Source organism: Streptomyces sp. AK010, assembly GCF_014207295.1.
Classification (GTDB): domain Bacteria; phylum Actinomycetota; class Actinomycetes; order Streptomycetales; family Streptomycetaceae; genus Streptomyces; species Streptomyces massasporeus.
Window position 1 is genome coordinate 90,453 of sequence record NZ_JACHCX010000005.1, and the last position, 22,473, is coordinate 112,925.

The 22,473-nt window shown below is 70.3% G+C and carries 16 protein-coding genes and 2 pseudogenes; 4 read left to right on the forward strand and 14 right to left on the reverse strand.

Annotation, left to right across the window (positions count from 1 at the left end; translation table 11 throughout):
* Positions 1 to 63: 63 nt before the first annotated feature.
* Positions 64 to 1,521, reverse strand: a complete 1,458-nt coding sequence (locus HDC93_RS11525; protein ID WP_185009836.1) for an NCS2 family permease — start codon at positions 1,519 to 1,521, stop codon at positions 64 to 66.
* A 270-nt stretch (positions 1,522 to 1,791) separates the two neighbouring features.
* Between HDC93_RS11525 and HDC93_RS11530 the strand changes: the two genes are divergently transcribed.
* The 3 genes from HDC93_RS11530 to HDC93_RS11540 all read left to right on the forward strand — a co-directional run bounded on the left by HDC93_RS11530 (position 1,792) and on the right by HDC93_RS11540 (position 4,158).
* Positions 1,792 to 2,391 (forward strand): SigE family RNA polymerase sigma factor, encoded by a 600-nt coding sequence (locus tag HDC93_RS11530; protein WP_185009838.1) that lies wholly within the window; start codon positions 1,792 to 1,794, stop codon positions 2,389 to 2,391.
* Positions 2,388 to 3,239, forward strand: a complete 852-nt coding sequence (locus tag HDC93_RS11535) for a hypothetical protein (protein WP_185009840.1) — start codon at positions 2,388 to 2,390, stop codon at positions 3,237 to 3,239. Before HDC93_RS11530 ends, HDC93_RS11535 begins: the two co-directional genes overlap by 4 nt.
* Positions 3,240 to 3,324: 85 nt before the next feature.
* Positions 3,325 to 4,158, forward strand: a complete 834-nt coding sequence (locus HDC93_RS11540; protein ID WP_185009842.1) for a pectate lyase — start codon at positions 3,325 to 3,327, stop codon at positions 4,156 to 4,158.
* Between the two features lie 279 nt (positions 4,159 to 4,437).
* Here HDC93_RS11540 and HDC93_RS11545 read toward each other — a convergent pair whose 3' ends face one another.
* The gene (locus HDC93_RS11545; protein ID WP_185009844.1) at positions 4,438 to 5,592 is read right to left on the reverse strand and encodes a right-handed parallel beta-helix repeat-containing protein; all 1,155 of its coding nucleotides are present in this window, start codon (positions 5,590 to 5,592) and stop codon (positions 4,438 to 4,440) included.
* A gap of 247 nt (positions 5,593 to 5,839) precedes the next feature.
* Here HDC93_RS11545 and HDC93_RS11550 point away from each other — a divergent pair, with 247 nt between their 5' ends.
* Positions 5,840 to 8,056 carry a family 43 glycosylhydrolase gene (locus HDC93_RS11550; RefSeq protein ID WP_185009846.1) on the forward strand — a complete coding sequence of 739 codons (2,217 nt, stop codon included), beginning with the start codon at positions 5,840 to 5,842 and terminating at the stop codon, positions 8,054 to 8,056.
* 12 nt (positions 8,057 to 8,068) lie between these two features.
* Here the strand turns inward: HDC93_RS11550 and HDC93_RS11555 are convergent.
* From HDC93_RS11555 to HDC93_RS11610, 12 genes and pseudogenes are all read right to left on the reverse strand, one after another.
* A pseudogene (locus HDC93_RS11555) lies at positions 8,069 to 8,853 on the reverse strand (HAD family acid phosphatase).
* Between the two features lie 284 nt (positions 8,854 to 9,137).
* Positions 9,138 to 10,105, reverse strand: a pseudogene (locus HDC93_RS11560) (pectinesterase family protein); the annotation flags it as partial.
* Positions 10,106 to 10,202: 97 nt separating this feature from the next.
* Positions 10,203 to 11,513 (reverse strand): polysaccharide lyase family 1 protein, encoded by a 1,311-nt coding sequence (locus tag HDC93_RS11565; RefSeq protein WP_185009848.1) that lies wholly within the window; start codon positions 11,511 to 11,513, stop codon positions 10,203 to 10,205.
* 42 nt (positions 11,514 to 11,555) lie between these two features.
* The gene (locus HDC93_RS11570; protein WP_185009850.1) at positions 11,556 to 12,341 is read right to left on the reverse strand and encodes a rhamnogalacturonan acetylesterase; all 786 of its coding nucleotides are present in this window, start codon (positions 12,339 to 12,341) and stop codon (positions 11,556 to 11,558) included.
* A gap of 142 nt (positions 12,342 to 12,483) precedes the next feature.
* Positions 12,484 to 13,848, reverse strand: coding sequence for a sugar ABC transporter substrate-binding protein (locus HDC93_RS11575; protein ID WP_185009852.1), 1,365 nt, complete (start codon positions 13,846 to 13,848; stop codon positions 12,484 to 12,486).
* 51 nt (positions 13,849 to 13,899) lie between these two features.
* A complete protein-coding gene (locus HDC93_RS11580; protein WP_185009854.1) occupies positions 13,900 to 15,888 on the reverse strand; it encodes a pectinesterase family protein in 1,989 nt (662 codons plus the stop codon).
* Between the two features lie 33 nt (positions 15,889 to 15,921).
* A complete protein-coding gene (locus HDC93_RS11585) occupies positions 15,922 to 17,508 on the reverse strand; it encodes a glycoside hydrolase 43 family protein (RefSeq protein ID WP_185009856.1) in 1,587 nt (528 codons plus the stop codon).
* A gap of 62 nt (positions 17,509 to 17,570) precedes the next feature.
* On the reverse strand, positions 17,571 to 18,416 hold the full coding sequence (locus HDC93_RS11590) for a PmoA family protein (RefSeq protein WP_185009858.1): 846 nt from the start codon (positions 18,414 to 18,416) through the stop codon (positions 17,571 to 17,573).
* Positions 18,413 to 19,660: a Gfo/Idh/MocA family protein gene (locus HDC93_RS11595; RefSeq protein WP_260419530.1), complete on the reverse strand. Its 1,248-nt coding sequence runs from the start codon at positions 19,658 to 19,660 to the stop codon at positions 18,413 to 18,415. Before HDC93_RS11595 ends, HDC93_RS11590 begins: the two co-directional genes overlap by 4 nt.
* Positions 19,657 to 20,559, reverse strand: coding sequence for a hypothetical protein (locus tag HDC93_RS11600; protein WP_185009860.1), 903 nt, complete (start codon positions 20,557 to 20,559; stop codon positions 19,657 to 19,659). The genes HDC93_RS11595 and HDC93_RS11600 overlap by 4 nt, the downstream gene beginning before the upstream one ends.
* Positions 20,556 to 21,452 (reverse strand): carbohydrate ABC transporter permease, encoded by an 897-nt coding sequence (locus tag HDC93_RS11605; protein ID WP_185009862.1) that lies wholly within the window; start codon positions 21,450 to 21,452, stop codon positions 20,556 to 20,558. The genes HDC93_RS11600 and HDC93_RS11605 overlap by 4 nt, the downstream gene beginning before the upstream one ends.
* Entirely contained in the window at positions 21,449 to 22,384 is a 936-nt protein-coding gene (locus HDC93_RS11610; protein ID WP_185009864.1) for a carbohydrate ABC transporter permease, read from the reverse strand. The genes HDC93_RS11605 and HDC93_RS11610 overlap by 4 nt, the downstream gene beginning before the upstream one ends.
* Positions 22,385 to 22,473 lie beyond the last annotated feature (89 nt).

Consider the following 22,473-nt stretch of genomic DNA (forward strand, 5'->3'; position numbering starts at 1 on the left):
ACGAGACGGGCCGCCCCCTTCCCCCCGGGGGCGGCCCGTCCTCGTGTCAGCGCGCGCTCGGCGTCACTTCGCTCCCAGCAGTTGCTCGATCGGGTCGATGGCGAAGTACACGAGGAACAGCGCCGAGGCCCCCCACAGCAGCCAGTGGACCTCCTTGGCCTTGCCGAGGACGGTCTTGATGACGACGTAGGCGAGGAAGCCTGCCCCGATGCCGTTGGTGATGGAGTAGGTGAACGGCATCACGGCGATGGTGAGGAACGCGGGGATGGCGATGTCGTAGCGGTCCCAGTCGATGTGCTTGACCTGGGTCATCATCAGGAAGCCGACGGCGACCAGGGCCGGGGCGGCCGCCTGCAGCGGGACGATGGTGAGCAGCGGGGTCAGGAACAGCGCGAGGCCGAACAGGCCGCCGGTGACGAGGTTGGAGAAGCCGGTGCGCGAGCCCTCGCCGACACCGGCCGCGGACTCGATGTAGGAGGTCGCCGAGGAGGCGGAGGCCGCGCCGCCCGCGACGGCGGCGGCACCGTCGATGAGCAGCACCCGGCCGAGGTTCGGGACCTTGCCGTCCTCGTCGAGCAGGCCGGCCTCGGCGCTGATGCCGACGACCGTGCCCATGGTGTCGAAGAAGTCGGACAGGATCAGCGTGAAGATCAGCAGGACCACGGTGATGACGCCGACGCCGGGAGCGCTGAAGGCGCCGAACAGGTCGAAGTCGCCGATGAGGCCGAAGTCGGGGGCGTCGACGAGGTTGTCCGGCCAGGAGGGCGTGGTCAGGCCCCAGGACTTGATGTCGGCGAGGGAGTTGATCACGATCGCCAGCGCGGTCATGGTGACGATGCTGATGAGGATGGCGCCCTTGACCTTGCGGGCGAGCAGTCCGATCGTCAGCAGCACGCCGAGGCAGAAGACCAGCATCGGCCAGCCGGCGAGGGTGCCGGTGCCGCCCAGCTGAACGGGGACGGTGGTGTTGGCGGCGTCCGGGATGCGGCTGACGAACCCGGCGTCGACGAAGCCGATGAAGGCGATGAACAGGCCGATGCCGACGCTGATCGCCTGCTTGAGCGGCTGGGGCATCGCGTGCATGACGGCCTCGCGCAGACCGGTCACCACCAGCACGCAGATCAGCAGGCCTTCGAGGACGATCAGGCCCATCGCGTCGTCCCAGCTCATCAGCGGGGCGATCTGGAAGGCGACGACGGCGTTCAGGCCGAGTCCGGCGGCGAGCGCCAGGGGCAGGTTGCCGCCGACGCCCATGACGATCGTCATGACCGCGGCCACCAGGGCGGTGGCGGTGGTGAGCTGGACGGCGTCCAGCTGGTGCCCGAACTTGTCCTTCGCGCTGCCCAGGATGATGGGATTCAGGACAAGGATGTAGGCCATCGTGAAGAACGTGGCGAAGCCGCCGCGTATCTCACGGCCGAAGGTGGACCCCCGCTCGGAGATCTTGAAGAACCGGTCGACGCTGTTCGCCGCCGGTGGCGCGGCGTCGGACCGGTCGGCCACCTTCTGCGATTCGGACATGGCGCGTGCTCCTCGATGCCTGGGTGATCGGTGTGCGGGTGCTGGCTGGATTTTCGTCGCGTTGAACCACGTTCAGGTGTTCTTCGTGTTACGAAATCGATGTCCGGCCTGCCATACGACGTTCGAAGCCCCGTACGAACCATCCGACGATCGCTGCTACGCTTCCCGATCTCGTCCGGGCCTCCCCCGGATGATCACATGTCATCTACATGCCAGCCACAGGGTGCCCCGGCCGGGAGTACCCGTAGCCGCTGCGAGGAGAGGTCGCCCGTGGGCACAGTCGTCGACGACGCCGCCTCCGCGGAGTTCCACGCCTTCTTCGAGCGTCACTACGCCGAACTGTCCCGTCTCGCCTATCTGTTGACGGGCGAGGCGGACACGGCCGACGACCTGGCGGCGGACGCGTTGCTGGCGCTGTGGCACCGCTGGGACCGGGTGCGCGCGGCCGACCATCCGGCCGCGTACGCGCGCGGTGTGGTCGCCAACCTGGCCCGGACCCGCATCCGCAGCGCGGTGCGCGAGCGGCGGCGCATCGCCCTGTTCTGGTCGCAGCGCGAGGAGAACACCGAGAACCCGGACGTCGCGGGTGTGGTCGACGTGCAGGAGGCGTTGCGCGGGCTGCCGTTCCGCAAGCGGGCCTGTGTGGTGCTGCGGCACGCGTTCGACCTCTCGGAGAAGGACACCGCGCTGGCGCTGGGTGTGTCGGTCGGTACGGTGAAGAGCCAGACCTCCAAGGGGATGGCCGAACTCCAGCGGTTGCTGGGGACGCCGGGGGTGCCGCAGCGGATGCACGCGGCGCTGGGCGCTCCCCGCTGCTCGCCCGCCGTGGAGGGCGTGCGCACCGGCCAGGGCGGAGGGAGGGACCGATGAGCATGCGGCGGGACGTGCACGAGGAGGTGCGCTCCCGGCTGCACGAGGCGGCCGGGGCACACGAGCCCGACCGGGAGCGCATGCTGGCCCGGGTCGAGCGCGGCATGGCCGGTCCGGCCGGCTCCCGCCACCGGGAGACGCGTCCGCCGGTGCTCGGCTGGATGCGGGTGGCCGGTGCGACGGCCGCGGTCGCCGGCGTTCTGGCCGTGGGCGGTTACGCGGTGGCGTCCGCGGTGAAGGACGAGGCCGCCCCGCGGCGGCAGGAGGTCGCGACGTCGCCGACCCCCACCCCGTCCCCGGAGGCGACGAGCCGGCCCCCCGCGCCACCGGCTCCGGTGGAGCCGACGCCGAGCCGGTCGGCCGAGCGCCGCGAGTCCGGCCCGGCGCCGTCGAGGACGCCGAGCGCCCCGGCCACCGAGCGGCCGCCCGCCGCCACCGAGGACGGTCCGCTCTGGTCGGACGGATCGGTCGACCCGCACAGCAACGACTTCTGGGCGCAGAGCAACATCACCCTCAAAACCGGCGGGCAACTGACCGCGCTGACCGTGCGGTTGAAGGTCGCCCAGACCGGCGGGGTCTCGAACGCGGGCGCCTGGCGCTCCCTGCCCGAGAACGACTTCACCCTCGCGGTCGCCGAGCGGGACGGCTTCCTCGTCTACACCTGGACCCTCAAGGAGGGCCGTACGGTGCCGGCGGGCGAGTGGGTGTTCGCCGGGCAGTTCGACCACGCCCGCGGCGGCCGTGACGCGGGGAAGGACGCCTACACGGTGACGGCCACCGCCGCTTCGAGGCAGCTGTCGGTGGGCGGCGGCTTCGCGGCGGTCGACGACGGCGACGGCGACTCCTGAAAAACTTCTGGAGAGGCGGCAACCCTCCCTTCACCGGTGGCGACCACTCCGCGCAAGCGTCACCACCCATCTGAGGAATCGGTACATGACTGCACCAGCAGAACAGCGCGTCCGCCATCGCCGCAGTGCCACCAAACGGCGGGCCGTGATCGCCGCGGTGTCCGCGTTCGGCATCACGGGTGCGGCGATCGTCACCACGTCGATGCTGTCGACGGCGGGCGCCGCGTCCTCCTGGCCCACGGACAAGGGCAAGACCCCTGTGTCCAGGACGATCCCGGTCTCCGGTGTGCGCGACGGCGGGATGACGATGTTCTACGGCACCGGCGCGCTCGGCGGCGGCAGCCAGGACGAGGGTCAGGCCCCGCTCTTCGAGCTGGCGGACGGCGCGGTCCTCAAGAACGTCATCATCGGCACCCCGGCGGCGGACGGTGTGCACTGCAAGGGCAGTTGCACGCTGCAGAACGTGTGGTGGACGGACGTCGGCGAGGACGCGGCCAGCTTCAAGGGCAAGTCCTCCTCCGCGGTGTACAGGGTGATCGGCGGCGGCGCGAAGAACGCCGACGACAAGGTGCTGCAGTTCAACGGCGCCGGGACGCTGAACGTGTCCGGCTTCCAGGTGCAGAACGCCGGCAAGCTGGTCCGCTCCTGCGGCAACTGCAAGACGCAGTACAAGCGCACGATCGTGCTCAGCGACATCGACGTGACGGCGCCGGTGAACTCCATCGTCGGGGTGAACGCCAACTACGGCGACACGGCGACGCTGTCGAAGATCCGCATCCACGGCGACGGCAAGAAGAAGATCAAGACGTGTGTGCGCTTCGAGGGCAACAACACCGGCAAGGAGCCCAAGGAGCTGACACCGCCCGGTCCGGACGGCAAGAGCTGCACGTTCAAGACGTCCGACATCAGCTACCAGTAGGACCCGCCCCCCTGTGACTCCGGTCGGCCCTCGTCCCCCCTTGGGCCGACCGGAACGCCGGGTGCCCGGCCCCCAGCCGGACGTCCCGGCACCTCGGCCCTCCGGAGCCCCCCTCCGGACGGCCGGACAGTACCGGCCGAGCCCCCCTCGGCCGGTCGGCAGGACGCCCCCGCCGTTTCGCACCGGCGGGGGCGTCGTCGTCCCGACGGAAGCGCGGCCTCAGTCCATCGCCCCGACGGAAGCGCGGCCTCAGTCCATCGCCCCGACGGAAGCGCGGCCTCAGTCCATCGTCGAGCCGATGGTCGTGGAGCCGGTCGTCAGGAACGTCGTCGCGGGCAGGGAGCCGTCCGCCCGGCGCGCTCCGTACGCACCGGTCGCGTCGGTCGACCTGAAGGGCGGCGTGGCGATGCCGCTGTCCCAGGTGTTGCCCGCCGAGACCGTCGAGGAGCCGAGCTTCGCCGCTCCGCCCGTGTCGCCGGCGGCGAGGTTCCTGCCGAGGCGGGCCGTGCCGGTCGCGAAGTAGAAGCCGCTCTCGGCGTTGGCGTACGCGGTGTTGCGGTTCAGGGCGATGGCACCGGTGTTGGAGTTCTCGGTGAAGCCGTGCAGCGTGTTGTCCCAGGCCGCGTTGTCGTCGACGACATGGGCGACGGAGGCGCCCCCGCCGCCCAGCTTGAAGCCGTTGCCGTTGCCCTCGAAGGCCGCGTCGTTCCAGCGGTTCTCGCCGTTGCCGAAGGCCCAGGAGTGCTCGATGATGACCGGTGAGGAGAACTGCCACAGGTCGAGGCCGTCGTCGGAGTTGTCGTAGAGCCGGGCTCCGGTGATCCGGTTCCCGGTCCCGGAGCCGAACTTGACGGCGATGCCGTCGGCGTTCTGGCCGTGGCCGGCCGGGTCGTAGTTGCCGTGGCTGTCGAGGTTCTGCACGAGGTTGCCGGTGGTGCCGTCGCCGCGCAGGGTGAAGCCGGAGTCGCCGTTGTCCGCGGTGACCAGGTTCCTGAAGACGCCGCCGGCCGAGGACGTGGCGACGAATCCCTGGGCCGGGGAGTTGACGAAGGCCAGGTCCTGGACGGTCCAGTGGTGGCCGTGGATCCCCGCCAGCCAGGAGCCGGCGGGGAGCTCGGACCCGTCGATCCGCACCTTCTCGGCTCCGTGGGCCCGCAGGGTGATGGGTGCGGAACTGGTGCCGTTCGCCGTGGACTTGAGGGTGGCGGTCGGGTAGTAGGTGCCGCCGCGGACCTGGATCACGGTGCCGGCGGTGGCGTTCTTCACGGCCTGTTCGAGCTGGGCGGTGGTGGACACGGTGACCGTCGTCGAAGCGGCCCGCGCGCCGCCGGTCGACAGCCCGAGGTAGACGCCGCCGGCCCCCGCGGCACAGGCGACGGCCGCGGCGATGGAGAGCGTGCGCATCCTGCGATGACGTCCGGTGCTCGGCAGCAAGGAGCCTTCCTTTCCTGGGGGATCGGGACGGAAACGGCTCGGAGGGGCCCGCTCCGGCCCGTTTCCGTCCACCAGTCGCCACCGCGCCGGAAAGGGTTGCCGCCGTCACGTGCGCCCATGACCACGACGTTCCGAAAGTTTCGGACCGACCGGCCTCACACGCACCCGTTGACGCCCTGCGTCCCTCCGGTGAGACTCCGAAGGCCGCTCATCCAACAGAATCCCCCATACTCCGACAGGAAGTGTCATGCGCCCCCGCATCGCCCGCACGCTCCTGCTCCCCTTCCTGGCCCTGACCGGCCTCCTGCTGACCCTCCTCAGCGCACCGCCCAGCACCGCAGACCCCGGAGCCCCACCCGTGAAGCACAGCAAGTACGCCGGTTACCTCTTCGCCTACTTCACCGGTGAGGGCACCGCCGACGGCGAGCAGATCCGCTACGCCCTCAGCCGCGGCAACGACCCGCTGCACTGGCGTGAGCTGAACGCCGGGAAGCCGGTGCTGACGTCCACGACCGGCGAGAAGGGTCTGCGCGACCCGTTCGTCATCCGCTCCCCCAAGGGCGACACGTTCTATCTGATCGCCACCGACCTGCGGATGTACCAGAACTCCAGCGGCAGCTGGGACCAGGTCCAGCGGCACGGCAGCAAGTCGGTCATGGTCTGGGAGTCCACCGACCTGGTCCACTGGACCGACCAGCGCCTGGTGAAGGTCTCCCCGGACACCGCGGGCAACACCTGGGCCCCGGAGGCCTACTGGGACGACGAGCTCGACTCGTACGTCGTCTTCTGGGCGTCGAAGCTGTACGCCGACGACGACCCGGACCACAAGGGCGACACGTACAACAAGATGCTGTACGCGACCACGAAGGACTTCCGCACCTTCAGCGAGCCGAAGGTCTGGAACGACCCGGGCTACTCGGTGATCGACTCCACGGTCGTGAAGGACAAGGACGAGTACTACCGCTACACCAAGGACGAGCGGGACCCCGGCTCCGCCGGCCCCTGCTCGAAGTTCATCACCGGGGAGAGGTCCACCTCCCTGACCTCGACGACGTACGACTTCGTGGCCGACTGCATCGGCAAGGGCGCGATGGACCGCGGCGAGGGCCCGACGGTGTTCAGGTCGAACACCGAGAAGAAGTGGTACCTGTTCATCGACGAGTACGGCGGCCGCGGCTACGTGCCCTTCGAGACGACCGACCTCGCCTCGGGCAAGTGGACCCCGTCGACGAACTACCAGCTCCCGGCGAGCCCCCGGCACGGCACGGTCCTGCCGGTGACGCAGCAGGAGTACGACCGCCTGCTGGCCGCCTACCCGGCGACCTCCACCTCGGTCGTGGACGCGACGGCGAAGCACCAGAAGGGCTACGCGATCGTCACGGACAGCGCCTCCAGGGTCGTCCTGCCCATGAAGCCGGACGCCGGCCTGCGGGACCTCGCCCCGAAGCTGTGGGTCGGTGAGGGCGCGAAGATCAGCCCGAAGTCCGGCACCCGCCGCGACTTCCGCACACCGCAGAAGTACACCGTCACGGCCGCCGACGGCACCAAGCGCACCTGGACGGTCGAAGCGGTGCGCACCCGCAGCCCGATCCTGCCGGGCCTGAACGCCGACCCCGACGTGCACTACCTGAACGGCCGGTACTGGATCTACCCGACCACGGACGGCTTCCAGGGCTGGAGCGGCACCAGGTTCAAGGCGTACTCGTCGAAGGACCTGGTGAACTGGAAGGACCACGGCGTCATCCTCGACCTCGGGCCGGACGTGAGCTGGGCCGACAAGAACGCCTGGGCACCCGCGATCGCCGAGCGCGACGGCACGTACTACTTCTACTTCTGCGCCGAGCAGCAGATCGGCGTGGCGGTCGCCGACTCCCCCGCCGGCCCGTTCAAGGACGCGCTCGGCAAGCCGCTGGTGGCCAAGGGCGGTTCGCTCAAGGGCCAGATGATCGACCCGGCGGTCTTCACGGACGACGACGGCCAGGCCTACCTGTACTGGGGCAACGGCCACGGCTACGTGGTGCCGCTCGACGACGACATGGTGTCCTTCGACGCGTCCGAGGTGAAGGACATCACCCCGGACGACTTCCGCGAGGGCTCCTTCGTGATCAAGCGGAAGGGCACGTACTACTTCATGTGGTCCGAGGACGACACCCGCAGCGAGAACTACCACGTGGCGTACGCGACGGGACCGTCCCCGCTCGGCCCGTGGACCAAGCGCGGGACGATCCTCGAGAAGCGGCCCGGGTACGGCATCCTCGCCACCGGACACCACTCGGTGGTGAACACCCCCGGCACCGACGACTGGTACATGGTCTACCACCGCTTCGCCCTCAACGGCCCCGGCCTGCCGGGCGGTGACGGCATGCACCGCGAGACCACCGTCGACCGCATGGAGTTCGCGGCCGACGGCACCATCGAGCCCGTGGTGCCGACGCTGGAGGGGATCGAGCCGGTCCGGCGGTGACGCCGCCCGGCCTCAGCTGACGAAGTACGCCGGGTTCGGGAGCTTGTACGTCCGGTCGGCGTGACCGCCCTGGAGGTCCGAGTACTGGTCGCCGAAGTTGGCGATGATCTCGTACCCGAGGTCCTTCTCGATGTGCTTGCGGGTACCGGACTTGTACTGCGCGGTCGTGCAGGTCCAGGTGCCCGGGGTGGCGCATCCGCTCAGGTAGGACGGCGGGTTGGCCTTGTCCTTGAGGAACATGTGGCCGGCGTCGAGGTTCACCTCGGAGCCGGCCTTCTTCAGGTTCTCGACGGCGGCGGAGCGCTGCGCCTCGCTCAGGCCCGAGTTGTAGAAGCCTCGACGCCCTTGCGGTCCGCGTAGCGGACGAGCTCGGGGCTGCCGAAGACGGCGGGCCGGTCGGCCCGGTCGACGTAGGCGGCCCAGGTGGCGCTGTTGTAGCCGTAGTTGTTCTTCTTCTCGTAGTCGAGGCTGAGCAGCAGGGTGTCGTCGATGTCGAAGACGACGGCCGGCTTCTCGCCCTTGTGCAGCGCCTTGCGGGCCGCCTTGCCGATGTACGCCCGGGCGGACGCGTCGAGGCGGGCGAGGTCCTTGGCGTAGGGGCTGTCCGGGGAGGACTGGTAGACGCCGTTCGCGTCGAGGGTGGTGCCGTAGTAGGTGTCGATGTCCTTGGCCAGCAGTCCGATGTTGTAGGGCTCGCGGGTGGAGTTCGCCGTCGACTGGCCGGCCGTGGCGGCGCCGGTCCCGTACAGGGTGACACCGGCGACGGCACAGGCCGCGGTGACCGCGGCGATACGCAGTGGCTTAGGGGTCCTTTCACTATGAGCGTCCGATCAGGGCGCGTGGTCTGGTGCCGTGCGTCGCAAGGCGCCGGGAAGCCCTCGTAGCGGAGCTACTAGGGCTTTTCGGCAACGCGGCGAGGTGCGGTGCCAGACCACGCGACCCGGACGGGCATAGTGAAAGGACCCCTTATGCATGACAGGGTTTCTACGCGCGTCACCCCCGTGGGCGCGAGACCCGCCGGGCAAAAACCGGTCAAGCGCCCCGGGCGTGGCGGACCGGACGTCAGTCCGGTACTCGGCGAACGCATGCTCTGCCACGGGTGGGCGTCCCGCATGTTCGTGTACGGGGCCACCGCGTCGATGCCGGGCCCGATCCGGGTCTCCCGCACGACCAGCGACGGCCATGCCGTGGTCCCGTACGACGGCACCCAGGGCCGGGCCAGTTTGTACGCCGCGTCCTCGGCGCCGGAGGTGATCCGGCAGCGCACGGCGAGGATGCCGTTGCGGATTGGCCCGGGCCGTGGAGGGGGCGAAGACCATGCCCTTGGGCGTGAAGTCCACGTCCCGTGCCAGCGTGCGGAAGTGGCAGTGCTCGAACACCGCCGTGGCCCGCCCGAAGACGAAGTCGACGTCGCCCTCGGCGTAGCAGTGGCTGAAGTACTGGCGGGCGAAGGTGCCGAGGGCCGTGGAGTCGGCGTACAGGGTGTCCTGGTGGCCGAGGAACCGGCAGTGGTGGAAGGCCGAGCGGTCGCCCTGGACCTTGAGGGCGACGGCCTGGGTGCCGGTGATGTCGGGGTGGTCGGCGCGCAGCCAGTCGTTGGCGAAGGTGATCCAGCGGGCGCTGAAGCCGTCGGCCTGGACGGTGGTGGTGGCGGAGCCGGTCGTGCCGTGGGTGCCGCCGCCCGGCTTGGGCGTCCCGGCCGCGTTGTCGTACACGACCACGACGTCACGGGGTCTTCGCTCGCCCCCGATCCAGGTCATGGCGGTGCGGGTGCGGTCGACGGCCACCGTCTCCCGGTAGGTGCCGGGGGCGATGACGAGGGTGTGCCCGGTTCCGTTCGCCGCGGCCACCGCCTCCCGGACGGTGGTGACGTCACCGGCGCCGCCCGGATGGACGTACAGCGTCCCGGGCGTCAGGCGCGCGGACGGTGAGCCGTACCGGCCGAACGGGCGGGGGCGGGCGGCGGCCCGCACGGGGGGCCGGGGCCGCGCCGAGCGCGGCGCCCGCTCCGGCGCTCACCGTCAGGAATCGTCTTCTGGACAGGGGCATGCGGGTGCTCCTTCGATGTCACTGCGGGAGGAGCCGGGGCGGGCGCACCCCAGGAGTGGGGTGCGGTGCGGGCCGCCCCGGCCGGTGTCCGGGAGCGTCAGCAGATCCGGCCCGCGCCGGCCTGCCGGTCGACGGTCTGCGGCACGGCCTTCGGCGAGTCCACCTTCGTGCGCAGGGTCGGCTTCCAGCCCGCGCCGGGCCGGAGGATCTCGCCGGGGACCTCCACGTTGTGCACGGCGATGAGATCGGTCCGCTTGCCGTTGACGTAGTTGTTCTCGGCGGTGAGCGGCGCCTCGCTCCACTTCTTCAGGGTCTTGCCGGCGCCGACCCCGGCGGGCAGCGAGAAGGCGTTGTCCGTGGCGTGGAGCTGCGAGGAGGCGCCGATGCCGAAGGTGTAGGCGTACGGCTGGTCCTCGGTGACCACGAAGTGGTTGTTGTACGCGTCGACCTGCCCGAACCGCACGCGCGGGGCCCGCTCGACGATGCCCTCGAAGCGGTTGTGGTGCAGGGTGACCTTGAGCTTGCCGGTGTCCGTGGATCCGGCGCTGTCGCTGTTGCCGATCAGCATGGTCTTGTCGTGGTCCTCGAAGGAGTTCCAGGACACCGTCACGTGGTCGGCGCCGCGCACGATGTCGACCAGGCCGTCGTGCTGCTGGTAGACCTTGCCGAAGTAGGTCGGCAGGCTGCTGTCGGGGTAGCGGCCGTCGGTGAGGGTGTTGTGGTCGATCCACACATGGGTGGAGCCGTACACCACCACGCCGTCGTACTCGGAGTTCCAGGCGCCGGTCTTGTTGTCGTCGGTCGGGTCCCACTGCGGGAAGCAGTCGACCGGGGCCTCGAGGGCGAGGTTGCGGACGATGACGTTGTCCACGCCCTTGATCTGCAGGCTGCCGCCGCGGATCCCGGCGTCCTTCCCCACGCCGATGATGGTGGTGTTGGCGGGCACGTTCGCCTTGATGGTCTTGTCCTGCGCGGCGGCCGACGCGGCCCGCAGGTCCTCCTGTTCGCCGCTGACCGGCTTGTCGTGGCCCCAGACGGCGGGGTCGTAGGCGGCGAGGTACTTCTGGAGGTCGTACCCGGCGGCCGCGAACGCGTCGCAGCCCTCGGACACGGCGTCGATCACGCCCTTGACCTTGATGATCTTGGGTGCGGACCCGCCGTCCTTCAGGGCGGCGCGGAACTGCTCCCAGGTGGTGACGGTGTAGACGTGCGCGGCGTCCGCCTGGGAGCCGCCCGTGGTCCCGGAGCCGTGGGAGGCCCATCCGTCGTTCGCCGCGAGAATCTGGCGGGCGACGTCCCGGGGCTGGGCCTGCGCGCCGGTGCCGCTCAGGGACAGCACGAGCGCGGTGCAGCCGATGAGCACGGCCACTCGCGCAATGGCATGATCATGACACTTCCGAACGTTCATGGTGCGGCTCTCTTCCTTCTTCGTCAGGGGTGGCACGCCGGACTACGGCCAGGTGATCCAGGACTCGGGAATCCGCTCGTCCAGCCGCCGCACATCACGCGGCCCGAGCACCCGCGTCCGCAGCAGCTCCCGCGCCACGAGCCGGGCCACCTCGATGGCCCCCGGCGGATTGAAGTGCGTGTTGTCCTGCTCGGTGGCGGTCCAGTTGAAGTACTTCTTGGTCTCCTCGACCCCGAGCCGCTGCCACAGGGCGAGCGACAGCGCCTGGACGTCGAGCAGCGGGACCCGCTCCTCGGCGGCGAGCGCCCGCATGGCCGCCGGGTACTCCCCGTGCGTCGGCAGGGCCTGCCCGGCGGCGTCGAAGCGCCGCCGCTCCACGGAGGTCGCCAGCACCGGCCGCGTCCCACGCGCCCGGGCCCCGTCCAGGTACATCCGCAGATACTGCTGGTAGGTCGACCAGGGCTCGGTGTGCCGGGTGGGATCCTCCGCCTTCTCGTCGTTGTGCGCGAACTGGACGAGCAGGAAGTCCCCGGGCCGGACGGCGGACAGAATCACCTTCAACCGCCCCTCGTCGACGAAGCTCTTGGAGCTCCGCCCGTTCACGGCATGATTGGAGACCGCGAGCCGGGATCCCTGCAGAAAGAACGGAATCGCCATCCCCCACCCGGTCTCGGGAGCGGCGTCCTTGTACTTCTGCGCGGCGGTGGAATCACCGGCGATGTAGAGGGTGGGAAGACGCCGGGTGCCGGCGTGAGCGGTACCGGCAGCGGCAAACGTCAGTGGAACAGAGGCTGCGGCAACAGCAACCTGTCTACGGCTCAGAGACACGCGGAGTCCCTTTCAATAGGGGTGGGGATACGCCCTGGGGGCGCGGGGCTGTATCAATGTGCGGCTCCGCCACGTGGGCGCGATCAACCACGGGCGGCCCGCAGCCTGCACACCGCAGGCCGCCCGACGGCGAAATCCAGCATCAACCCTTCTGCTGGTTCCATTCCTCCTGCGCGGCATTCAGCTGCTCGGCCATCGTGTCCAGGAATTCCTTCGCGCTCATCTTCCCGAGCAGCACCTTCTGGAAGTTCGGCTCGTTGTCGGCCTTGGAGATCGTGTTCCAGTCCGGCAGGTAGTACGGCAGCTGCACGATCGTCGTCGACCCGTCCGACAACGCGTCAGCGGCCAGCTTCGTCGGCTCGGCCTTCGAGATCCACGCGTCCTTCGCCGCGTCCGTGTTCGACGGCACCTGCCCCGCCGCCTCGTTGAACTTCGAGTTCTCCGCCCTGGACGTGGCGAACTCGATGAACTTCCAGGCCGCGTCCTTGTTCTTGCCGCTCTTGAACAGCCCCAGCCCGTCCACCGGGTTGGACACCTGCACCCGCTTGCCACCGGCGCCGACCGGCTGCGGAACGCCCCGGAACTTCTCGACCCCGAGCGCCTTCACATGGTCCTGGTACGACCCCAGGTTGTGGTTCAGCATCCCGATCGTGCCGGAGTCCCACTGCGCGACCATCTTCGTGAAGTCGTTGTTGAGGTCGGCGGCCGGAGTGACCTTCTTGTACAGCGCCGCGTACTTCTCCAGTGCCGCCACGTTCTTGGGATCGTTGACCGTGGTCTTCTCACCACTGGAATCCCAGAACGACGTGATGCCGGACTGCCCGTACATGGCGTCCAGCGCCTGGGCGATGGAACCCGCACCACCGCGAATGGTGTAGCCGAACTCGTTCTTGCCCGAGTTCGTCAGCTTCTTCGCGGCCTCGTAGAACCGCTCCCACGTCGTCGGCTCCTCGAGCCCCGCCTTCTTGAACAGATCCGTGCGGTAGTACAGCACACCGTTGTTCGCGGAGGTCGGGACCGAGTACAGCTTGTCGTCCCCGCCGCCGGCCGCCTTCAGCGACTCGACCATGTCCTTGTTGAGCTTGCCGCTCAGCGACGACGAGCCGAGCCGCTCGTCCAGCGGTTCCAGCGCGCCCTGCGCGGCGAACCCGGCGAGCATCGCCGCGCCCACGCCGCCGACGTCCGGCAGGCCGCCGCCCTGGAGGGCGGTGTCGACCTTGGACTGGTACTCGGTCGAGGCGATCCCGACGTACTCGACCTTGATGTCGGGGCTGGCCTTCTCGAAGTCGGCGATGATCTCCTTCCAGGTCTCGGTGCGGACACCGCCGTTGTTGTCCCAGAAGACGATCTTTCCCTTGCCGCTTCCGTCGGCGCCCTTGTCGCCGCCCGTCCCGCTGCCGTCGTCGCCGCATGCGGTCGCGGTCAGCGCGAGCACGGCCCCGAGGGCCACGGCGACCGAGGTGCGGCGGAGCCCGCCTCTGCTGCCGGTGTGATTGCTGATCTTCATTGGTCGGCTCTCTTCTTCTGTATCCAGCGGAACTTGAGGGTGTGGGGGTGGTCAGCGACGGGTGTGCGGCGCCCAGCCGTCGGCGCCCGCCAGATAGGCGGTGACGGTGTGGGAGCGCGCCTCCCGGTCGCTCATCTGCGGGCGGTCCGGGGTGACCGACGCGCCGGGGCCGTGGGTGCGGTACTCGGTGAACCGCGCGTCCTTCCACGAGAACCCGCCCATGTCGGTCCACGGCGAGGACTTGATCGCGGCGGGCAGCCGGGTGTCGCGGATCAGCACCTGGGCGACCGCGTCCGGCTCGCCGCCGGGGTGCCAGGGCCGCCCCAGGTGGTAGGTCCCGGCGGGGGCGTCACTGACGATCTCCGACCTGGTGATCAGGAACCCGTACGGGTTGCCCTTCCACGTCGAAGCCGCGGTGATGTAACCGTTGTTGGAGTCCGAGCCGCGGCTCAGGGCCCGGATGACCGACCGCTCGATCACCGTCGTGGCCCGTCCGTAGACGAAGTCGACGTCGCCCTCGATATAGGAGTCGCGGACGTAGACCCGGCTGACGGTGGTCAGTTCGGGGCTGTCGGTCATCAGGGTGTCCTGGTTGCCCAGGAACGCGGTGTCCTCGAAGACGATCCGGTCGCCGGTCGTCTTCATGGCCAGGGCCTGCTCGCCCTTCAGCTCGTGCGCGGCCTCGTCGAAGTCGTTGCTGAAGGTGAGGTTGCGCGCGGTGACGTCGTTCGCGGCGATCCGGACGGTGGCGCTGCCCGTCGAACCCCCGTACTCGGCGGGCGTGTCGAAGACGATGACGGTGTCGGAGCGGTCCCGTCCGGTGCCGCGCAGCACGAGGTCCGGCTTGCTCGCGGGGATGAACACCTTCTCGCGGTAGACGCCCGGCGCGACGGCGATCGTCAGCGGGGTGTCGTTGCCGTCCGGCACCGCGTCCACGGCGGCCTGCACGGTCGGGTAGTCGGCCGGTACGTGCAGCTCGACCGGGCCGCCGATGCGCTTCTGCGGCCCGGAGAACCGCTTCACCAGCGCGGGGACCGCTGCGGCCGGGTCGAGCCGGTAGGCGTAGAACTCCCGTGGGTCGAACGCCGTGCCCCAGGCGTCGTGCCGGCCCGTCGTGTTGCGCAGCACCGACCCGCGCTGCACCAGCTCGGCCGTCGCGTCGGCCTGGTAGGGGTGCTGGACACCGTCGTAGAAACTGTTCTCGATGACCATCTTCGTCCGGCCGCGCGACCAGTTGCCGTACGTCCAGACCGGGTCGCCGTCGGACAGCTGCGCGGACAGGTAGTTGTTGTAGAGGTGCGCGTAGGCGCAGTTGTCGGCGGACGGGTTGCGCTGCTTGGTGCCCCGGAACCAGTTGTGGTCGACGGTGATCTGCGTCCTGACGTTCGGGGTCCATCCGATGCCGAAGGTCTTGTTGTTGTCCGTGAACCGGTTGTAGGAGACGGTGACGTACTCGCTGTCCTTGCGGATGTCGAGCTGCCCGTCGCAGATCCGCGAGAACCGAATGTGGTCGATCCACACGTGGTGGGCGGTGTCCAGGCGAATGCCGTCGTAGTCGGTGTCCTTGCAGTCCCAGTTGCCCTCGATGGCGGTGTCGCGGATGGTGAGGTTGCGGATGACGACGTTGTGCGTGCCGGGGTCGAGGGTGAAGCCGCCGTGCACGATCTCGGCCGTGTCGCTCACGCCGATGATCGTCTTGTCGGAGGCGACGGGTATCTCCGTGCCGAAGGGCTCCATCTCCACGGCGCCCTTGACGCGGATGACGTACGGCTCCTCGGCCGCCGCGTACTTCGCCAGGGCGGCCTGGTCGGTGACGGTGACGACCTTGCCGCCCGCCCCGCCGGTGGTGCCGCCGGCGAGTGAGGCGAAGCCGTGCGGCCGGTCGGTCCAGCGGTCCGCGGCCGGGCCGGACCGCGGTGCCGGAGCGGCCTGGGCGTCCCCGATCGCGCCGAGGCCCAGCGCGGCGACCAGGGCGAGCACGGCGGCCGTGGTCCTGCCGTGCCCCGGTCTCGACAAGCGCTTGCTACGGAAGTGCGTCATTGCGGCTCCCCACAGGCGTACGACGAAGGTGCGTTACGAGGCGCTGATCCGGAACCGGGTGAAGGCCGCCGTACCGGCGTGCCCCTGACCGGCGGGCGCGAGGGCGAAGAGGCCGAGCAGAGCGCCGACCCAGCGCCACGGGGTGGCGGCGAAGACGGGGCCGGACGGACGGAATCCGTCGCCGTCGCCGACGTCCGCGGAGAAGCGGCACCGTGCCCCCGCGCCGATCTCGATCCGCAGCCGGGCCCGGCCCTCGGGAGCGACGCGGGGGCGAGCGGCGTCGCGCTCCCTCTCCGCTCCGCCCTCGGCGAACCGGTGCACGAGGCGGGCGGTGCCGTCCGTGCCCCGCTGGAGACCGATCCAGCCGAACGCGTCCCCGAGGACCGCGAGCCCGGCGCGGGCCCCGGGCTCGGCGCTGTCCAGGCGCAGCCCCACCTCGGCGGCGCAGGGTGTGCCGGGCAGCCGTTGGGTCAGCACGTGAGGCAGTTTGCGCAGGTCGTGGGCGTCTGCCGAGCGGACGCAGGTGAGCCGCAGCCCGTCCCCACAGTGCTGGGTGGCCCAGCCGTCGCCCGGGTTGGCCGTCCACTGCCACTGGCGGCCGTACCGTCCGCCGGGGAAGTCGTCGTCGGTGGCGGGGGCGGCGGGCGGCTGCGGCGGCAGGGCGGGGCGCCGGTGTTCGGTGACGGGGGCGCCGTCGTCCCCGAGCACCGGCCAGCCTCCCCCGCTCTCGGCTTCTCCCCCACTCTCGGCTTCGCTCGAGCGGGGGGACCCCCATGAGCGGGAGGTGCCCCCAGGGCCCCAGCGCATGGGCTGGAGGTGGACGACCCGGCCGTAGGCGCCGCGCTGCTGGAAGTGCAGGAACCAGTCCTCGCCGGACGGGGTGCGCACCCAGCCGCCCTGATGGGGGCCGTTGACGTCGGTGTCCTTCTGCTCCAGGACGATCCTCTCCTCGTACGGCCCGAAGAACCCGCGCGAGCGGAAGGCGCCCTGCCAGCCGGTCTCCACGCCGCCGGCCGGGGCGAAGATCCAGAACCAGCCGCCGTGGCGGTAGAGCTTGGGGCCTTCGAGGGTGAACCAGCCGGGTATGCGGTCCCCGTCGACGATGACCTTGCCCTCGTCGAGGAGACCGGTGCCGTCGGGGCGCATCCGGTGGCCGGTGAGGCGGTTCTTGACGCCGGAGCGGGACTTGGCCCAGGCGTGGACCAGGTAGGCCTCTCCGGTCTCCTCGTCCCACAGGGGGCAGGGGTCGATCAGGCCCTTGCCGGCCTTCAGCAGGTGCGGCCGGGTCCAGGGCCCCCTGATCTGCGGGGCGTTGATCTGGAAGACGCCCTGGTCGGGGTCGCCCCAGAAGATCCAGAAGCGTTCGTCGTGATACCTGAGGGACGGGGCCCAGACGCCGCAGTCGTGCCGGGGTCTGCCGAACTCGGCGGCCGGTTCGAGGCGTTCGAGGGCGTGGCCGACCAGGGTCCAGTTGACCAGGTCCCGGGAGTGCAGCAGCGGCAGTCCGGGGGCCCGGCCGAAGCTGGAGGCGGTCAGGTAGAAGTCGTCGCCGACGCGGACGACGTCGGGGTCGGACCAGTCGGCGTCGAGGATCGGATTGCGGTAGGTCTCGGAGGTCACGGGCTCACCGCCTCGCGAAATCTCGGAGGTCACGGGCTCACCGCCTCGCGAAATCTCGGAGGTCACGGGCTCACCGCCTTGCGGACGAGGGCGGCCGTGGCGTCCCGGTCGAGTCGGCCGTCGGCGACGACGGTCACCACCCGGCGCACGACCGTCTCGCCCGGCGGCAGCGGCAGGCGCTCCTCGTGTGCCAGGGAGGATCCGACGCCCGGGTACTCCCCGGTGCGCACGAACCACGGGTCGCGGCGGGTCCGTTCGGTCGCGCCGGCGAAGACCAGCGTCCAGGTGCCGCCCCGCAGGGCGAGCCAGTCGGCGGGCCGACCGTGGACCTCGTCCTCGCCGTCGGCCCCGGCCGTGAAGACCTCCGGCGCCGAGGCCTCCTTGCGGGCCCGCCAGAAGAAGCCCCCGTAGGCCGCGCCCGGGCGCCCGTTGGTCGCGGGGCTGCCGATCGACAGGGGGCCCTTGGTGACGTTGGTGAGGGAGAAGGTGAGGTCCAGCGCCCAGGCCTGGTCGGTGAGTTCGGTGGCGGCGACCGTACGGCGCTCGCGCAGCAGCTCGCCGCCCGAGGCCACCCAGCGCAGCTCCTCCACGAAGCCGTCCGGGTCGCGCAGCTGGAAGGCGATGTGGCGCTGCGAGCCGTGGTTGCCGAGCTCGGTCGGGCCCTGGTCGCGGACGTAGGTGCGCCCGCCCCAGAAGTTGAACCCCTCGACGTCGGGAACGGCGACACCGACGCCGAGGTGGTGTGCGTGGTCGGCCGGGGCGAGTTCGGTCACGGCCGTGCCGGCCAGGGTGGTGACGGGGTGCAGGTAGGGGCGCGGGGAGAGCCGGGCGGGCAGTTCGGGCCGGGTGACGTACCGGCCGACCGGCCGGCCCGCGACGCGCAGGACCGTGGTGTCGTTGCTGGTCATCGGGTGCTCACCTCGTTCGACAGGTGCTCCGCGGACAGGGCCCAGGGGGCGCCGAGCTCGGAGTAGAGGGAGAGGGTGTCGGCGGCGGCCGCGACGAGTCCGTCGATGCCGGGCACCACCCGGCGCCTCTCGCCGGGGATCCGGTGCCAGGCGGTGTCCGGCAGCGGCGCCGGGTCGGGGGCGGTGCGGATGGCCTCCACGACCTTCATGAAGGCGCCGGTCTCCTCCGGCGGGACCAGCAGGTCCGCGCCGGTGGTGAGGTGGTCGACGAGGTTCTCCAGCAGGTCGGTGCGGCCGTGCTCGGACTCCTGCGGGCCGTGCCCCGCGCGCTGCAGCAGCACCCGGTCCTGCTTGTACCAGAAGGTGATCCGGCCGCTGTCGCCGTGGACGAGGACGTACGGCTCGTCCGCCTCCTCGGCGCACAGCGTCGCGGCGACGGTCACCGGGTGGCCCTGCGTGGTGGTGACGCGGACACAGGAGGTGTCGTCGGACTCGATGGCGTTGGCGCGCAGCAGCTCGGTCTCGATGCCGGTGACGTGTTCGGCGCGGGTGCTGCCGCCCAGGGCGAGGGCGGTGGCGACGGCGTGGGCGAGGGGGTTGGTCAGGGCCCCGTCGATCACGTCGACGCCGTTCAGCCGCCGCTTGCCCGCCCAGGGCGCCCGCCGGAAGTAGTCCTCGTCGCGGACCCAGGCACCGGCGCCGCCGAGCCCGACCAGCTTCCCGATCGCCCCCTGCTCGATCAGCTCGCGGACGGCGGGCAGGGCGTGCGAGCCCAGTGACTGGAAGCCGATCTGGCAGACGACTCCGGCCGCGGCGACCCCGTCGGCCATCCGGCGGAACTCGGCGTAGGAGGGGGCGGGCGGCTTCTCCAGGAGGAGGTGCACACCCCGCTCGGCCGCCGTGAGGGCGAGGTCGGTGTGGGTCGGGATCGGGGTGCAGATCACCGCGACCCGGGCGCCGGTGGCGTCCAGCAGGGCGCCGAAGTCGGCGGACTGCTCCAGAGCGCCCAGGTCGCCCAGTTCCTCCTCGGTCAGCGGTGTCAGCTCGCAGATCCCGACGAGGTGGACGATGCCCTTGTGCTGCAGGCGGCGGATGTTCTCGACGTGCCAGCGGCCGTGACCGCGGGCCCCGGCGAGGACGACGGGCAGGGGCGTGCGCAGGGGTTCGCTCGTGGCTTCGCTCAGAGGTTGGCTCAAGGCTTCGCTCAGGGGTTCGCTCATGGAGTCGATCATGCGAGCGGTCATGGGATCCTCCCCGCATCCGCGCCGCGGGCCACCGCCCGGTCGGCCGCGCGGGCGCTGTCGATCGGACCGTGCAGGGCGGGCGTCCAGCCGACGTCGGCCGTCAGATCGCGCTCGCTGCCCGAGTTGTAGGCGTTGTGGATCGCGAGCAGGTCGACCGGGAAGTCGTCGAAAAGCGTGCCGCTCTGGTGCAGGGCGCTGCCGTTCCGGCTCTTGACCAGGTCGGCGACCTCCACGTGGCCGGGTGCGTGGAAGGCGTTGTTCTCGGCGTGGTTCCTCGACTCGGTGGGGACGCCGAGGGAGTAGCGGTAGTCGTCGCCGGTGACGTCGTAGCGGTTGTTGTGGACGTGGACCTGGCCGAAGCGGACGCGTGGGGCGCGCTGGACGACGGACTCGAAGGCGTTGTGGTGCAGGGTGACGCGGAGCTCGCCGCGGTCGCCGGTGGCCGTGTCGCCGTTGCCGTTGCCGATGAGCATCGCCTTGTCGTGGCCGGTGAAACGGCTCCAGGAGACGGTGACGAGGTCGGAGCCGTTCGTGATGTCCGGCGGGCCGTAGTGGCGCAGGTAGTTGCGGGCGATGTGGGTGGGTTCCTTCGCGTCGGGGTGGCCCTTGTCGCTCAGGGTCACGTGGTCCACCCACACATGGGTGGCCGCGGTCAGCCAGATGTTGTTCTTCGGGGTGTCGCTGCCGCCGTCGAGGGCGCGGACGAGGCCGGCCCGGTCGGTCACGGTGAAGACGTGGGCGTCGTCTGCGGCGGCACCTCCGGTGGTCCCGGCGCCCTCCGCCGCCCAGCCGTCGTTCGCCGGGAGGGTGTCGCGGCCGATGTCCCGGGCCTCGGCGTGCGCGGGCACACAGAGCACGACCGACAGGGAGCAGGAGACAGTCGGCTGCCGGAGTCTCATCCCTTCACCGCCCCCGCGCTGAACCCGGTGATCAGCCACTTCTGGATGAAGGCGAACACGATCACGACCGGGACGGCCGCGATGATGCCGCCCGCGGCGAGCGCGCCCAGGTCGACGCTGTCGGCGCTCATCAGGGAGTTGAGGCCGACGGGGATCGTCTGCTTGTCCTGGTTGTTCAGGAACATCAGGGCGAACAGGAAGTGGTTCCAGGAGTGGACGAAGGCGAACGAGCCGACGGCGATCAGACCGGGCCGCAGCAACGGCAGCACCACGATACGAAAGGCCGTCATGCGATTGCAGCCGTCGACCCAGGCCGCCTCCTCCAGGGAGTACGGCACGTTCTTGATGAAGTTGCTGATCAGGATCATCGACAGCGGCAGCTGGAAGACCGTCTCGGCGAGGATGACACTGCCGAGCGAGTTGATCATCTGGAGCTCGGCGAAGATCTCGAACAGCGGCACCAGCAGCAGCGCGCCCGGGACGAACTGGGAGCACAGCAGGGCCAGCATGAACGCCCGCTTGACCTTGAAGTCGAACCGGGCGAGGGCGTAGCCGCCGGCCAGCGCGACGAGCGTCGTCATGAGCAGGGTGGCGACGCCGACGAGCACGCTGTTGGTGAAGTAGGTGCCGAAGCTGCGGTCCGTCCAGACCTTCTCGAAGTGGTCGAAGGTCATAGGCCAGGGCACGAGCGAGGTCGAGCCGGCCGGGCGCAGCGAGAAGAGCAGGATCCAGTAGAAGGGGATGAGGGTGAAGACCAGGTAGATGCCCAGGGGCAGGTAGATCTGCCAGCGGGGTGCCTCGTCCCAGGCCCGCCGGCCCTTGGCGGGGCGCGGCGGTCCGGGGGTGGCGGGCACGGGGGCGGACACCGTCTTGGTGGCTTCCTTGACGCTCACTTGCTCTCGCCTCCGAACTTGCTCAGGCGCAGGTAGACCATCGAGCAGAAGAGCAGGATCACGAACGCCACCGTGGTCAGGGCCGACGCGTAGCCGAAGTTGTGGGCGTCGACGGATGTGTTGGCGATGTACAGCGGCAGGGTGGTCGTCTCGCCCGCGGGGCCGCCGCCGGTCAGGGTGTAGAGCAGGTCGACGTTGTTGAACTCCCAGACCGCGCGCAGCAGCGTGGACAGGATGATGGCGTCCTTCAGGTGCGGCAGCGTGATGTGCCAGAACTGCTTGACGCGGCTCGCGCCGTCGACCTCGGCGGCCTCGTACAGGTCCTTCGAGACGGACTGGAGGTCGGCGAGGATGAGGATCGCGAAGAACGGCACCCCGCGCCACAGGTCCGCCACGACCGCCGCCGGGAACACGGTCGAGGTGTCCGACAGCCAGCTCGTCCCGTAGGAGCCGATGCCCATGTCGGCCAGGTAACGGGTGATGCCCGTCTGGGAGTTGTAGAGCAGCACCCAGATCGCGGAGGTCAGCACGCCGGAGACGGCCCACGGGGAGAACACCAGGGCGCGTCCCAGGCCCCGGCCCACGAAGGTCTGGTTGACGATGAGGGCGAGCGCGAGGCCGAACAGCAGCTGGAGGCCGACCTCGACGACGACCCACTTGGCGCTGAAGACCAGCGTGTCCCAGAAGACGGGGTCCTCGGTGAAGGCGTGGACGAAGTTGTCGAAGCCCGCGTAGCCGTTCCGCCACGGCTTGGTGGGGTTGTAGTTCTGCAGGCTGTAGTAGAAGACGCTGATGACCGGGTAGGCGATGAACCCCAGCATCAGCAGGGCGGCCGGCGCGATCAGCAGGTACGGGAGCCTGCGCGGGGTGGCGGAGGCCCGGCGCCGCCGGGGTGGCGCGGGCGGTTTCGCCACGGCTGCGGCTTGGGCCATGACAGGGTCTCCGATCTGGGTACGGGTCGTACGGGAAGCGCTTTCTCGATGTGCGGGAGTCCGCCTGGAAGCGTGGTACGGGTGCCTCT